This window comes from Pseudarthrobacter naphthalenicus, assembly GCF_029076445.1.
Taxonomy (GTDB): Bacteria; Actinomycetota; Actinomycetes; order Actinomycetales; family Micrococcaceae; genus Arthrobacter; species Arthrobacter naphthalenicus.
Map to the genome: position 1 here is coordinate 1 of NZ_JARESG010000012.1, position 13,483 is coordinate 13,483.

Genomic DNA, 13,483 nt, shown 5'->3' on the forward strand with positions numbered 1-13,483 from the left:
GGTTGGGTGCGGCGGGATCCAGGAAGTGGGCTTCCAGGGCGGCGGCGCCGGCGTGATCGAGGTTGAGGGTTTCGTCCGCCATGACCCGGGCGTGCTGCCAGGACATGGTTCCTGCCTGCAGGGCGGCCAGGGTCAGGGGCAGGGTGGTGGTGAGCCGGTGGGAGGTGGAGAGAAGTGATGCGGCGTTTGGTTCGCTGACGGTCAGGACGCAGGCGAGTTCGGCGATCGCGGCCATTTCGTGGGCGGTATTCTCCTGCGGGGACGCGGCAGGGGGTGTGAGTGCCGTGGTCCCGTCGAGGTATTCGGTGGTGGTGAAAACTTTCAAAGCGGCCGTGCTTGCTTCGAGCCGGGAGATGACGGCCAGGCGGTCCAGGGAGCCGTCCACACCCCGGCGCAGCGGATCCGGCCCGGCGGGGTCCTCACGCTGGCGACGGCGGAGTTCGGCCAGCACGGCAACGGCAGCCACTACCTCATCAAACGCCGCGTCCGACGACACCGCGTCAGCCGACGCCGCGTCGATTGGCACGGCTGCTGCTGGGCCGGCGTCCGCCGACACCGCCTCTGGCCGATCGTCCGCTGCTGTGCTTTCCATACCTCCATCATGTCGAGGGGGTACGACATTTAAGGCTGTCAGCGTGATCGCTCGAAAAAGAATTTTGAGGTATTTCAGCAGCGGAGTTCCCGCATCGCCGCGGTCGTCGCATCGCCGCGGTCGTCGCATCGTCGCGGTCCTCGCCTGCCGCGCAGCCTGACCGATTGTGTGACCGACTCCACCAACAGGCCTGACAGCTCAGGACGGCGTGCACTAGTAGCCTGTTCACCTCCGCCGCACGCCGGCCTCCCCCGCACGGCTGCCCTCTCCCGCACGCCTGCCTCCGCCGCACTCTTGAAGGACATACCGATCAACCGTTCCGCCGCCACCAAGGCATTGACCCTGTTCACCAGTCTGCTTCTCGTAGGCGCCCTCGCCGGTTGTGACGCCGCAGCCCAAGCCGCAGGGCAGGCAGCAACCTCGATGGCCGAAGGGGTCAGAGGAGCGCCGTCGGCCAACTCCGGCGAATCCCTGAGCCCGGCCGAAGCAGCGACGGCCCGTGCACAACTGGAATCGATCCCCGTGAAGGGGCGTGCGCCCAAGACCGGCTACAGCCGCGAGGAATTCGGCCCGGCCTGGGCCGACGTGGACCGCAACGGCTGCGACACCCGGAACGATATCCTCGCCAGGGATCTCGAAGGCGAGACGTTCAAGCCCGGCACCCAGGACTGCGTGGTTGCCACCGGCGTGCTCAGGGACAAGTACACCGGCACAACCATCAACTTTGTCCGCGGCAACGCCACCAGCACGGCCATCCAGATTGATCACCTCGTAGCACTCAGCGATGCCTGGCAGAAGGGCGCACAACAGCTCAGTGCCGAACAGCGAAGGCAACTGGCGAACGATCCCTTGAACCTGATGGCTGCCGACGGCCCCACGAACAGCGCCAAGGGTGACAAGGACGCGGCCACCTGGCTCCCGCTCAACAAGGCGTTCCGCTGCGAATATGTGGTCCGTCAGACCGCCGTCAAGGTCAAGTACCAGCTGTGGACCACTCAGGCCGAGCACGATGCGATCGCAGGGATTCTGACTTCCTGCAGCTAGAGCCGTGGGGGAGGGGCCCGGGACGAGAAGGACAGATCAGTCCTTGAACAGTCCCGCCAGGTCTTCGGCGGTGATGGCGCCGCCGGAGAGGGCATCGCCTTCCATGACGTCCGCGAACAGCTGGGATTTCCGCGCCTTCAGGGCCATCACTTTTTCCTCGATGGTGTCCTTGGCGACCAGCCGGTAGACCATGACATTGCGCGCCTGCCCGATCCGGTGGGTCCGGTCCACGGCCTGCGCCTCGGACGCGGGGTTCCACCAGGGGTCCAGCAGGAAGACGTAGTCGGCCTCGGTCAGGTTCAGCCCAAAGCCGCCGGCCTTGAGCGAAATGAGGAACACGGGCGCACTGCCGTTCTTGAATTCATTGACGACGTCGGTACGGTTCCGGGTGCCGCCGTCGAGATAGCAGAACTCGATCTTCTCCTCCACAAGCCGCTCGCGGACCTTCCCGAGGAAACCCGTGAACTGGCTGAAGATCAGGGCGCGGTGACCTTCGGCCACCAGGTCCTCCAACTGCTCAAACAGCACGTCCAGCTTCGAGGACCGGACGGCGGTCAGCGACGGATCCACCAGCGACGCGTCCAGGCTGAGCTGCCGCAGCAGGGTGAGCGACTGGAAGATGGTGAAGCGGTTCTTGTTGACGTCCTCGATCAGTCCCAGGATCTTCTGCCGTTCCCGCTGCAGGTGCGTCTGGTAGACCTTCTGGTGGCGCGGATTCAGCACCACCTCCAGGATCTGCTCCTGCTTGGGCGGCAGGTCCTTGATGACCTGGTCTTTGGTGCGGCGCATCATGAGCGGACGGACCCGACGGCGGAGCTTTTCCAGCTGCCCCTTGTCGCCGTTCTTTTCCACCGGCTTTTGGTAGTACTCGGCAAACCGCTTGGGGCTCGAGAACAGGCCCGGCGCCACGATGGACGTCAGCGCCCAGAACTCCATGAGGTTGTTTTCCAGCGGCGTGCCGGTGATGGCCAGCTTGAAGGCTGCCGGCAGCTTGCGGGCGCACTGGTAGGCCTTGGACTGGTGGTTCTTGACGAACTGCGCCTCATCCAAAACCAGCCCGGCCCAGGTCCGGGTGGCGTAGGACTCGTAGTCGATCCGAAACAGGGCGTAGGAGGTGATGACGATGTCCGCGCCGCCCAGTTCCACGGCGACGTCCTGGCCGTTCTTGGCGAAGGTTTCACTGACGGTGCGGACTTTCAGGCCCGGCGCGAACCGCGCGGCCTCCGCCGCCCAGTTGCCCACCACACTGGTGGGTGCCACCACCAAAAAGGGAGTCCCGCCGTCGCGCGCTGCTGTTTGGGCGGTGGGTTCCGCGGCCGAAGAATCGGCCGCCGTTCGTCCCGCAACCTGAGCAACCTGCGCAGCCTGCTCCTTCGCCGCGCACATCAGCGCGAGGGCCTGCACGGTTTTGCCCAGGCCCATGTCGTCCGCGAGGACCCCGCCCAGGCTGTGCTTGTAAAGGAAGCTCAGCCAGTTGAAACCCTCAAGCTGATAGGGCCGCAGTTCGGCATTCAGTGAGGCAGGCAGCGGCAGCCCCTCGATCCCGCCCTCAAGCAGGCCGCCCACGGCGGAGCGCCACGCGGCAGCCTGTTCGTCCACGATGCCCAGCTGGGCCAGCTCGTCCCACAGCCCGGCCTGGAAGCGGCTGATCTGCAGCGGCGCGTCCTTGTTGTCCTGCAGCGAGCGGGCTTCCTCGATGAGGGCCCGCAGCTGGTGCAGTTCCGGCAGGTCCAGCGAGAAGTAGGCGCCGCTGGGCAGGAGCATCTTGGTCTGGCCGGCCGCAAGGGCGGAGAACACGGCGGCGAACGAGACGGGCTGGCCTTCCAGGGAAATCTGGATGCCAAGATCGAACCAGTCGCGCTGTTCGGTGGCCTTGGTGGAGATGGAAACCACCGGGGCTTCCTCGGCCTCACGGTAGTCCGCGATTTCGCCCGCGGTGTCCACCGAAACATCCGGTGCCTGCCGCAGCATGGGCAGGACGTCCTCGGTGAACGCGAGGGTGTCCAGGCCGCTCAGTTCCGCCGAAGCGGAGAGCCGCGGCGTGCCCCAACCACCGGTGGCCGATTCGCCTAGCGCCGGGACAACGTCCCACGGCTGGCCGATGCCCTCAAGGATGCGTGCTTCCGCGGTGTCGTCGCGGTAGCCGTGGTCGCCGGGGTGCCGCCAAAGGGGCTGGGCGGTGACCAGGGTCCCGGACTTGTAGTGCCATTCCCAATGCAGCCGCACGCGGTGGTCCGCCCCGTAGTTGGCCAGCAGCGAGAGCGTGGGGACAGCCAGGGCGGGCAGTTCCACCGAGTCATCCTTGGCGGTCACCCGTGCGGTCTGCTTGAGTTTCGGGTAGAAACCGGTGAGGAAGCGGGTTTCATCCTTCGCGGGAATATGCAGGGTGCTGCCCGCGGTCACGAACGCCAGGAGCTCCTCGCTCAGCCCGCTTTCCAGCGGGGCAACCGTGATCACACTGTCCGCAGACACACCCGGCAGCGCGTCCCCGCCGGTGGTCAGGAAGATGCCGTGCGCGGGGCGGCCGATGGTGCCCACCGACGCCGGATCAACGTCTTCCCCCTCCACGGTGATGGTGGGCGCGAGCTCCAGACCGCCGTCGTCGGCCGTTTTGTCTGCTGACTGCCCCGACGCAGTTTCCGTGGCAGATTCGTTGCCGTAACGGCTCAAATTAAGCCCGACGGCGGCGGGAGACTCCGCGAGCCGCACCGGCTCAGTGCCGCGGCTGTGGACGAGGGCGAGGCCGATCTTTTTGGCGTCAGCGAGCAGGCTCCACATGTTCTTGCCCGCGAAGGTGTTCAGGCCCAGCCAGAGCGCGGAGGAGTTGTGGACGCGGTTGGCGGCGGCGGTGTGGGCGGCGAGGAAGGCCTGCATCCACTCGATGTGCGCCTCGTTGCATTCGCGCCGGAAGTTCAGGTAGCTCAGGGTGTTCCAGGAGACGTCGCCCCGGATCCACTTGCCCTTGGCGCCCATGATCACGGGCCGGGCCTTGAGCTGGCGCACGCTGCGGAGCGGATCGCGGCGGCCTGTGTAGGAGAAGTGCGGGGCCGGTTCCTCGACCTCAAACTGGAGGGCCAGCGGGATGCCGTTACTCGACTGGGTGATCCCGGGCTGCGAAATGAGCGGGCTGAGGGCCTGCTCCCAGTCGGCCAGCTCCAGGCTGGCGGGCTGCCGGGACAGCCGGGAAACCTCGGCCGGGGCAAGTAGCTGGACGCGGATGGCGGGGTTGTCCTCGGCAGCGAAGAGCAGCGCCGCCACGTGCTTGCAGTCCTTGCGGACGGGGCAGCTGCAGACCCCGACAGTGCAGCTCCAGCCGCCCGTTTTCCGGACCAGCTTGGCCGTGGTGGAGTAAGGCACGTCCGCGCCGCCCCTGACCTTGCCCAGCATGAGCCCGGTGGTGGCATCGAACGAGATACCGGAGACGCGGCTTCCCATGGCATACGCCAGGCCGGCCGCGAGGGAACGGTCGGTGATGGCGGGAGTCTGTATTGCCAGTGCCGCACTCTCGTCCGGTTGGGATGGCATGGTGCGCGCTACTTTCAGTGGCCACGGCAGGGCCGTGTCCGATTCGATGGTTATCTGATTCATCTTAGTTCGCCCGGCGGGGGCCTGAAACTTCGTCTGACGTTCACTTCCGCCTCAACCGCCCGCTGTCCAAGCCCCCGTAGCGTGAAAGTGTCCCGAGCTTCATCGAAGCTTTCAGCAGCAGTGAGGAATCCCATGACCATGAGCCAGAACCCTGTCGTCCTGACCAAGGCCAGCATCGAAGCCGGCAGTGAGGAGGTTGTCGATGCCAACGTTCACGTGGTGAATGCCATGTACGGCAGCCTGCTGGACTCCCGCGAGATCGCCCCCGCGGCACTTCGCAGCTACTACGTGGACTTCTATGTCACGCAGTCGCTGGAGGGCGGCTTTGCCCAGTACGTGTTCACTGCCGACCGCGACGAGGTGGATCCGCTGATCCGCGAGGGCCTGGAGAGCATGGGCGCAACGGCGCACCTGGAGCTCTTCAACCGGACCGTTGGTGTCTTTGATGCCCTGTCCGAGGAAGACGAGGAGCGCTACCTCGACGGCGACCTGGACGCCGAGGAAGAATCCAACGATGCCGTGCGCACCATGGAAGAACTCGACGGTGAGTTTGAGGAACTGTTCGAAACCGAGAACATCACCGCCCTCAACGCCGCCTGGCTGCTGGGCCAGGAAAGCCTGCTTGTGCTGGATGACGAGGAACTCAGCGCCTACATCGAACGCCAGGTTGCGCTCCTGCCCGATCTCGAAGAGCGCCGGGCGCGGGCCGAGGACGAGGCGCTGGACAACGCCCCGGACTTTGAAATCATCATCCGGGAACTGTGCGACGTCGCCGGGTACGAACTCGAAAAGATCACCTTGGGCGACCCCAACTACCTCCACAACGGCGAGAAGACGCTGGCCTGGCACTTCAGCACCGACCACGGCGACTTCCTCATGGTCGAGGAAGAGGACGAGGCCTTCATGATCAACCCGGAGACCCAGGAGATCGTGGCCGCCGTCGAGTTCGAGGAAGTGGACGACGACGAGATGATCGAGGCGTAGCGCGCCTCACCTTTAGAGTGGCTCAGCTGGAGCGCGCCGCGCCCCAGCTCGCCGGGCCTGGCGGGGCCGCCGGTGCTGGCGCAGCACGGCGTGCCAGAAGAGTGCGGGGCCGCCGGGACGTTCCGGCGGCCCCGCTGCTTTCCGGCGCGGGCTGTGCAATGAGACGTATCCCTTCCGCATCTGGATTTCCACCCCCTCCGTGGCCGATGCCGACGTCGTTCTTTACGCCCGTACTGCGCGCGAGCTCCACCCAGTAGGCCACGTCCCGGCCGGTCTCCCGCAGCAGCAGTTGTTGGTTGTGATCCACCATGGTCTGCCAGGTCCTCCGCACGGTGCCAAAAGAAATTTCGGACAGGCCGTAACTTTCCCGGCCCGGCCGGCGATGTAAGGCGTGATGGGTTCCCCACGGAGCCGGATCTGAAATGTTCTCTAGTTTTTGGAGTGTCTCTATGTCGCTGTTCACTGTTCTCGCCACCAGCAAAGTTGCAGCCGGAGTTCTCGCTGCAGGCACCTTGGCCGTCGGCGGGACCGGCGTAGCCGCTGTCTCCGGCGTCCTCCCGGCCGACGCGCAGCAGACCGCGCACGAACTGCTGGGCGCCCCGGCCCCGAAGCTGGCAGGCGAAGCAGCCGCCGACGCCGCCGGTTCCGCAAAAGCCAATTCTGCAGTAACGTCCGCCGACGCCACCGCCAAGGGTTCCGCTGACACCTCAGCCAAGGTGACGGTTTCTGACCACGACGCCGCCGCCAAGGCAAATGTCGCTGCCGCTGCCGGCACGGCCGTGGACGCCGCCGGTGCCGCGGCCATCGGCCTTTGCACCGCCTTCACGAACGGCGGACTCAACGCGTCCTCCGAAGGTTTCTCCTCGCTGGCCATCGCGGCCAAGGGCGAAGCAAACGTCGAAGCTTTCTGCGCCGACGTGGCCGCCAAAGGCACTGCCGCCACTGAGGCCAAGGCTGCTGTAACGGGCTCTGCGGCTGTCCAGGCAGAGCGCCCCGAAGTGCCGGCAGTCCCCGCCATCCCGGCGGTACCCGGCATCGACGGCGCCCCGGCCGTGCCCGCCGTCCCTGCCGTTCCGGCAGTTCCTGCAGTGCCCGCCGTCGCCGGTCATCACGTAGACGTTCCGGCCGTTTCGGGCCGCTAGGACCCTCGCGGCTAGGCTGGACTGCGGGAAAACGGCCCCTTAGGGGTCCCCCGCGGTCCAGCACGCCGGGACGATGCAGCAGCCCGGGACGAAGGAGCCACTGGTGCCAGGTACTTTGGCCGAAGAAGACATCGACATATTTGAAGACACAGCCGGCGCTGATCCGGCCGTGCTCTTCGGCGTTGTCTACCGGACCTTTGCCGGCGCAGTCCTGGGTTACCTGAGGGCCCGCGGCGTCGACGATCCCGAAGCGGTCACCCAGGACGTCTTCCTGGCGTTCTTCCCCAAAATCGGCGAACTGACCGGCGGCCTGCAGGGCGCCAAGTCGTTGGTGTTCTCTATCGCCCACGCCCGGATGGTGGACTACTACCGCCGCGTTGAGCGCAGGCCGGCCTTCACCCCGTATGACCCCCTGCAGGACGCGCGCAGCACGCCTTCAGCAGAGGACCTCGCCCTCGGGCACGCCGGCGGCGCAGCGGGCATGCTCGAAGGCCTGGCCGACGACCACCGTGAAGTGCTGGCACTGAGGGTGGTGGCTGACCTGTCCATCGAACAGGTGGCAGGCATCATGGGCAAGTCCCAGGGCGCCATCAAACAGCTCCAACGCCGGGCGCTGCAAAACCTCAAGGACCGGACCCTCAGAAGAAACCAGGCAGATCATGAGTGACATTGCAGGCTCCAGCAGCGAGGGGACCGTCGACCAGCTGCTCCATGACGCCGGGTTCGACGGCGACGCTGCCCTCCGTTCCGCCCTGCAGGACCTCCGCGGCCTGGCCGCCGGGGAACAGCCGGAAGCCTCCGCCGCCGTGGCCGCGTTGATGGTCCCTGCGCCCACACGCCATCTCGCGGCCGTCCCGGCTCCGGCCACCGAACCGGCTCCAGCCCCTGAACCGGCTCCAGCCGCCGACGAACTGGCCGCCCGCCGTCGCGCCAAGCGCCGGATCACCCTAACCACACTGTCAGTGGCCGTTTCACTGGCAGCCGGCGGCGCGGTGGCCGTCGCTTCCGACCACGGCTTCCGCGATTCCATCGGCCATGCGAATCAGGCGGTCACTTCTTTCGTGGCCACGATGGCTGGCGGCAACGAAGCTGCCCCGCCCGCCCCGCTGCCTGCCCGGCCGGTCACCCCGTCCACTGTGCCCGCCGCCCCCGCTACCCCTTCCACCCCTGCCGTCACCCAGCCGGTTCCGGTGGCTCCGCATGCGAACTCCGGCCACACCCCGCCACCTTCGCCCGGCCAGCCGTCCCCGGCGAAGGACGCGCCGCTCCCGGGCCTGCCCGTCCCGCAGAATCTCACGCCAGGCCTCCCGAAGGTCCCGGACCGGCTGCCGGTCGGGGAGGGACAGCCCCCAGCCCTGCCCCTGCCGCCGACCCCTCCAGTCCATGTGCCCGGCGTCCAGCCCTAGCTACGGGTAGCCGCCTCTCCTTGGCAGCCCGCGCCGTCAGCCGCCCGTTCCTCAGCAACGCGGCGCTTCCTCAGTAACCCGGTGCCGCCGTCCTGATCATTTCGCCGGCCGGGTCTGCCAGGTACCAGACACCGCCAACGCCCTGGCCCATGACGTCACCCGGCTCCTTGTCCTTCGCGTAGTAGTACAGCGGCAGTCCATTCAAGGTCAGCTGCTTTGCACCTTCCGGCGTCGTGATGGTTCCCAGCACTCCGGTGACCCCGTCAGCGGAGGGTTTGGCTGCGACGGTGAGCGCTCGTGGCCACGATGCCAGGCATGCGCCGGTGCAGGCGCTGGTGCCCGAATCCTTGGTGTCTTTGGCGAAGAAGTAGAGACTCATGCCCTTCGCGTCCACCACAATCCTGCCGGCGCTTGATGCCGCGGTCATGAGGTCGACGGCGGGTGCTTTGGTTGCAGCGGTGGGCGCCGCGGACGTGGCGGCGGGTCCGGTCACTGCCGGAGCGGCGGAGGACCCGCCGGGGGCAGCCGTTGTGGTGCTGGTTCCCGGGCTGCCGGCGCATCCTGCCAGTCCGGCCATGAGGGCCATGGCCGCAAGGCTGGTGGCCAGATGCTTTTTCATGGAATGCTCCCTCGAACTGATGGCCCGGCGTCGGATCGCCGGACGCTAACCGGTATGACGCCCCACGGTAAAGAATGGTTCAAAGCGGTGGCCGCCTGGTCCGCCGCCGTGCGGGCCCTAGCCGCGGGTGAACCGTTTGCCCGTGGCGGACGTCGTATCAGCGGAACCAACGGAGCCCGGCCGGGACCCGGGCGGGCGACGCTGAGGGGCGGGCGCCGCTGAGGCAGGGACGGGAGGAGGCAGGCATGCCGCTGGACGAGGATGTGGTGGCCGCGATTTACCGCGAACACGGCCCCGCCCTGCGCCGGTTTGTGCTGAGTGCCTCCCGGGACCCGCAGGTTGCCGAAGACGTGGTCCAGGAGACGGTGCTGCGCGTGTGGCAGCAGGCGCCGGACATCACGGGCAGCCTGCGCAGCTACCTGTTCCGGACGGCGCGCAACATCATGATTGACAACTACCGGAAAGCACAGCGCAGGCCTGCCGAGGTGGCTGAACGCGAAATCGCGGATCCCGCCGAGGCCGTTGAGCGGGTGGATGAACTGCTCAACCGGGTGCTCATGGAGGAGGCCCTGCTCCGGCTCAGCAGCGAACACCGGGACGTCCTGGTGGCGCTCCACTACCGCCGTTTCACAGTCAACGAGGCCGCCCTGCAACTGAATATTCCCAGCGGAACGGTGAAGTCGCGGGCGTACTACGCGGTCCGGGCATTACGGACCATCCTGGATGAGATGGGGGTGGAACGGTGAACGCCGAGGAATTGCACCACTTGCTGGGCGCCTACGTGCTTGGGGGGCTTGATTCCGCAGACGCGCAACGCTTCGAAGCCCATCTCCGGGGGTGTGCGCAGTGCAGCGCGGACCTCGCTGAACTGGAAAGCCTGCCGGCCCTGCTGGACGCGCTTCCGGTGCCGGACGCGGTGGCACTCACCGGTCCGTCCCGCGGCGCCGCCGCGGCAGACCCGGCCACCTCCGTGCCCAAGGCGGTCCTCGGTGAACTGGCCGCCCGGCGTCGTAAATCACGACGCCGGTGGGCAGCGCTGGTGGGCGCCGTCGCCGCCGCGTGCCTCGCATTGGGCGTGGCCGCAGGCCCACTCCTGAACCGGCCGCCGCAGCCGGACGCCAGCTACTCCGTCCAGGCCGATAACGGCCTGCGTTTCAGCGTTGACCTGGCCCGGAAGAACTGGGGTACCGAGCTGGCGGTTAACGGCAGCAGCATGCCGCTGACCGGAACGTACTCACTGTGGGTGCGGGACCGCGCCGGCGGGGAGGACCGCGCCTGCGCCTGGACCGCCACACCGAGCGGGCGGGTCAAGGTCACCGGCGCCACCCCGGTGCAGCTGGCCAGCATCGCCACCGTGGAGCTGCGGGACGATGATGCGAAGACCGTCGCCGTGATCACCGTCCCCTGAGTCCCGCCGCACCGGCCGTTCCCCAAGGCCGGAGTGGACGTCAGATTATCGCGACATCTTGGCCAGCTTGGCCCGGACCACCATGTACACGCCGTAGCAAATCAGGCCGGCACCCACGGCGGCGAGCAGATACACACCGAAGGGCTGGTCCCGGAGTGCTTTCAGGCCGCCGTCCAGGCCCGTGGAGTTCTCCGGATGGGCACTCAGGGTGGCGATCACGATCAGCAGGCCCGTCAGCAGCAGCACCGCGCCTTTGGCAACGTAGCCGGCAACGCCCAGGACCGTGACCGCCGTGCGTGCCTGCGGTGAGGAAGGCATGACCAGGTGTTTTTCGAAGGATTTCTTGATTCCCCTGATGGCATACACGGCCCCGGTGATGGCGATGCCTGCACCCACCAGGACCAACAGGGCCACGCCGCCGGGGGCCTTCATGACGGTCAGGGTGAGGTCGCTCGCCTTTTGCCGGTTGTCGTTTCCGGAGCCTGTTCCCATGGCGAAGGCAGCGAGCGTCAGGGCAAAACCGGCGAACACCAGGCACTGCGCTGCTGCCTTGCCCTTTTCCGCCGCTTTCTTCTTGGTCGGAAGCCGGTTGTAATCGAAGATCGCATCGCTGGCCTGCCAGATCGCCAGTGCGGCGCACGCGGCGAAGCTTGCCCAGAGAAGGAAGGGGCCGGCAGGCTGGCTGGCGAGCTCGGCCACAGCACCGCTGAAGTCCGCGTTCCCTGCTCCGCCCATGGCCAGGCGGATGGCGATAGCGCCGATCAGAAAGTGCAGGACGCCGCTCGCGGCAAACCCCGCCCGTGCCAGCAACTCCAAAGCACGCGAGTTGGTGACGTCCTCCGCCGCGTCTGCGGCCTGCTTTAATTCTCTTTTGATGACGGTTCCTTTGGCCGGCGCCAGGGAGGCGCAAATTGTGTGCCCCCCACACAATCCCCATCGTGCCATGCAACGACTGCCATCAACAGTCCCGCCATCCGCCGCGCCCATGGGGAGTGATCCCCATCGCGGGGCACTGGCCGCCGTGCAACCATATGTTCAGCGATATACCCACACGTATCACTTCCCGGGGGAGAAACCATGACCTTTTACGGCGCGGACGTCAGTCAGCTGCGTGAGCTGGCGAAGGCCGTCGACAAGGCGGCCACCCTGTTGAGCAGCCGGGCCAGCTCCCTGCAGGGTCAGATTCAGTCCGCGCCATGGAAGGGCCGTGACGGTGAGATGTTCCGGCAGGATTGGGCGTCAAGCCACCGCCCTGCCCTGGAACGCGTAGCGTCCAGCCTGCGCCATAACTCCAAGCTGCTGTTGCAGCACGCGAACGAGCAGGAACAAGCGTCTGATGCGGCCGGCGCCGGGAGCAGCGGCACTGGCGGGGGAAGCGTTCTGGACAAACTCAAGGGTTGGGGCGGCCGCGCTCAGACATGGCTCGAGGAGCAGATACAGAAGGCTGCCGAGGCGAAGGCCCACCAGCAGGAGCTCGAACGTGGACTCAACGAGGCGGCCAAGGACAGCCCGGAAGAGCAGGCGAAGTGGTGGGCGGGGCTGTCCGAGGCGGACCGGCAGTACCTGATCGAAGGCGAAGGTGAGCACGGCCCCCTTGCCGCTGAGCTGATGAAGATGGACGGCGGCATCCCGGAAGCTGCCCAGGCCCAGGCCACTGACCATCTCCAGCAACTTGCCCTGGCGGACACCGCAATCTACACCGAGGCCGGCAAAGCCTCCATTGACGGCCGGGTGGCCTGGTTCCACGCCGGCGCCGAAGTGGGCACCGTGGTGGTCGAAAACGCTGACGGTTCAGCCACGCTCAAGGTCTACGGAAACATCGGCCTGGGCGTCAATGACCACACCGGATCGGGAAACATCACCCTTAACGGGGAAACCTCCCGCGAGTTCAAGTTCGGCAGTGCTGAGGAGGCCATGGCCGCCCGGAACCAGCTGTACCGTGAGCTTCCGCCGGACAGCGCCGGCAAGATCAAGGACGTGGCCACCAACGCGCCGGTCTACCTCGCAGCAACCATCCAGGAGGCTGCGCAGGACAACGGTACGTCCAGCTGGGACGACAAGGTCAAGGGAACGTTCTCTCTTGAGGCCAAGGGTGACGCCGGCGCCGCGTCCGGCTCCGCAAAGCTGGATCTCGCTTACGAGCGGAACCTGACGGACGGCACCGCGAAGGCCAGCGGCGAAGTGTCCGCCCAGGGCAAGCTGGACCTGGACGGCCAACTGTTCACGGCCTCCGGCAAGGGTGGCCTGGAAGTCAGCCTGGACAAGGACAGCAACATCGATTCGATCGCGGTATCAATGGAGGGCAACGTAGCGCAGGGAGTCAGCGCGGGACCTGACATTGAGGGCGCCAAGCTCGAGTCCAACGTGACCGTTGGTTCGCAGAGCACCGTCAAGATCGATGTGGACTACACGCCGGACAATGCCGCCGTGATCGACAGCTACATGCGCAACGTGGCGCTGGGTGACAACCAGGCGGCAGCCGCTGACGCGGCCAAACTGTACGAGGCAGGTTCCGCCACCGTCCAGGTGAACAACGTGGTGACGGTGTCCAACGAGGCCGGCGTGGACTTCAAGGCGGGCGAGGTGGAGCTGAAGACGGAGAACAAGGCAACCACCAACGTGTCCACGTACTATAAGGTCGCGAACGACACCAAGCTCGAGCGGCTCTGACCTGGCCGTGCCTGATCCCAAGACTTACCG

General features: G+C 66.7%; 11 protein-coding genes and 1 pseudogene. 8 read left to right on the forward strand and 4 right to left on the reverse strand.

Annotated elements, in window-relative coordinates; all coding sequences use genetic code 11:
- A pseudogene (locus tag PY310_RS12755) lies at positions 1–592 on the reverse strand (HNH endonuclease signature motif containing protein); the annotation flags it as partial.
- Between the two features lie 294 nt (positions 593–886).
- Here PY310_RS12755 and PY310_RS12760 point away from each other — a divergent pair.
- On the forward strand, positions 887–1,636 hold the full coding sequence (locus tag PY310_RS12760; protein WP_275214784.1) for an HNH endonuclease family protein: 750 nt from the start codon (positions 887–889) through the stop codon (positions 1,634–1,636).
- A 36-nt stretch (positions 1,637–1,672) separates the two neighbouring features.
- On the opposite strand, the gene PY310_RS12765 is transcribed toward PY310_RS12760, so the two are convergent.
- The gene (locus PY310_RS12765; protein WP_275214942.1) at positions 1,673–5,161 is read right to left on the reverse strand and encodes a DEAD/DEAH box helicase; all 3,489 of its coding nucleotides are present in this window, start codon (positions 5,159–5,161) and stop codon (positions 1,673–1,675) included.
- A gap of 195 nt (positions 5,162–5,356) precedes the next feature.
- Here PY310_RS12765 and PY310_RS12770 point away from each other — a divergent pair, with 195 nt between their 5' ends.
- The 4 genes from PY310_RS12770 (at position 5,357) to PY310_RS12785 (ending at position 8,756) form a co-directional block, all read left to right on the forward strand.
- A complete protein-coding gene (locus PY310_RS12770; protein WP_275214785.1) occupies positions 5,357–6,208 on the forward strand; it encodes a DMP19 family protein in 852 nt (283 codons plus the stop codon).
- 449 nt (positions 6,209–6,657) lie between these two features.
- On the forward strand, positions 6,658–7,350 hold the full coding sequence (locus tag PY310_RS12775) for a protein tyrosine phosphatase (RefSeq protein WP_275214786.1): 693 nt from the start codon (positions 6,658–6,660) through the stop codon (positions 7,348–7,350).
- Positions 7,351–7,423: 73 nt separating this feature from the next.
- Positions 7,424–8,017, forward strand: a complete 594-nt coding sequence (locus tag PY310_RS12780) for an RNA polymerase sigma factor (RefSeq protein WP_414004242.1) — start codon at positions 7,424–7,426, stop codon at positions 8,015–8,017.
- Positions 8,010–8,756, forward strand: coding sequence for a hypothetical protein (locus PY310_RS12785; RefSeq protein ID WP_275214788.1), 747 nt, complete (start codon positions 8,010–8,012; stop codon positions 8,754–8,756). Before PY310_RS12780 ends, PY310_RS12785 begins: the two co-directional genes overlap by 8 nt.
- 70 nt (positions 8,757–8,826) lie before the next feature.
- On the opposite strand, the gene PY310_RS12790 is transcribed toward PY310_RS12785, so the two are convergent.
- Positions 8,827–9,375 (reverse strand): COG4315 family predicted lipoprotein, encoded by a 549-nt coding sequence (locus PY310_RS12790; RefSeq protein ID WP_275214789.1) that lies wholly within the window; start codon positions 9,373–9,375, stop codon positions 8,827–8,829.
- A 245-nt stretch (positions 9,376–9,620) separates the two neighbouring features.
- Here PY310_RS12790 and PY310_RS12795 point away from each other — a divergent pair, with 245 nt between their 5' ends.
- Entirely contained in the window at positions 9,621–10,121 is a 501-nt protein-coding gene (locus PY310_RS12795) for a sigma-70 family RNA polymerase sigma factor (RefSeq protein WP_275214790.1), read from the forward strand.
- Complete coding sequence (locus tag PY310_RS12800; RefSeq protein WP_275214791.1) at positions 10,118–10,783, forward strand: anti-sigma factor family protein; 666 nt, start codon at positions 10,118–10,120, stop codon at positions 10,781–10,783. The genes PY310_RS12795 and PY310_RS12800 overlap by 4 nt, the downstream gene beginning before the upstream one ends.
- A 45-nt stretch (positions 10,784–10,828) precedes the next feature.
- On the opposite strand, the gene PY310_RS12805 is transcribed toward PY310_RS12800, so the two are convergent.
- On the reverse strand, positions 10,829–11,728 hold the full coding sequence (locus PY310_RS12805) for a DUF1206 domain-containing protein (RefSeq protein WP_275214792.1): 900 nt from the start codon (positions 11,726–11,728) through the stop codon (positions 10,829–10,831).
- Between the two features lie 132 nt (positions 11,729–11,860).
- Between PY310_RS12805 and PY310_RS12810 the strand changes: the two genes are divergently transcribed.
- Positions 11,861–13,453 (forward strand): hypothetical protein, encoded by a 1,593-nt coding sequence (locus PY310_RS12810; protein WP_275214793.1) that lies wholly within the window; start codon positions 11,861–11,863, stop codon positions 13,451–13,453.
- Positions 13,454–13,483: the final 30 nt, after the last annotated feature.

What these genes read in the sequence shown, in the direction of transcription:
- PY310_RS12785 (WP_275214788.1), top strand. Translation starts at nt 8,010, where the DNA reads ATGAGTGACATTGCAGGCTCCAGCAGCGAGGGGACCGTCGACCAGCTG.
- PY310_RS12790 (WP_275214789.1), bottom strand. Translation starts at nt 9,375, where the DNA reads ATGAAAAAGCATCTGGCCACCAGCCTTGCGGCCATGGCCCTCATGGCC.
- PY310_RS12810 (WP_275214793.1), top strand. Translation starts at nt 11,861, where the DNA reads ATGACCTTTTACGGCGCGGACGTCAGTCAGCTGCGTGAGCTGGCGAAG.
- PY310_RS12805 (WP_275214792.1), bottom strand. Translation starts at nt 11,728, where the DNA reads ATGGCACGATGGGGATTGTGTGGGGGGCACACAATTTGCGCCTCCCTG.
- PY310_RS12765 (WP_275214942.1), bottom strand. Translation starts at nt 5,161, where the DNA reads ATGCCATCCCAACCGGACGAGAGTGCGGCACTGGCAATACAGACTCCC.
- PY310_RS12795 (WP_275214790.1), top strand. Translation starts at nt 9,621, where the DNA reads ATGCCGCTGGACGAGGATGTGGTGGCCGCGATTTACCGCGAACACGGC.
- PY310_RS12770 (WP_275214785.1), top strand. Translation starts at nt 5,357, where the DNA reads ATGACCATGAGCCAGAACCCTGTCGTCCTGACCAAGGCCAGCATCGAA.
- PY310_RS12780 (WP_414004242.1), top strand. Translation starts at nt 7,424, where the DNA reads ATGCAGCAGCCCGGGACGAAGGAGCCACTGGTGCCAGGTACTTTGGCC.
- PY310_RS12775 (WP_275214786.1), top strand. Translation starts at nt 6,658, where the DNA reads ATGTCGCTGTTCACTGTTCTCGCCACCAGCAAAGTTGCAGCCGGAGTT.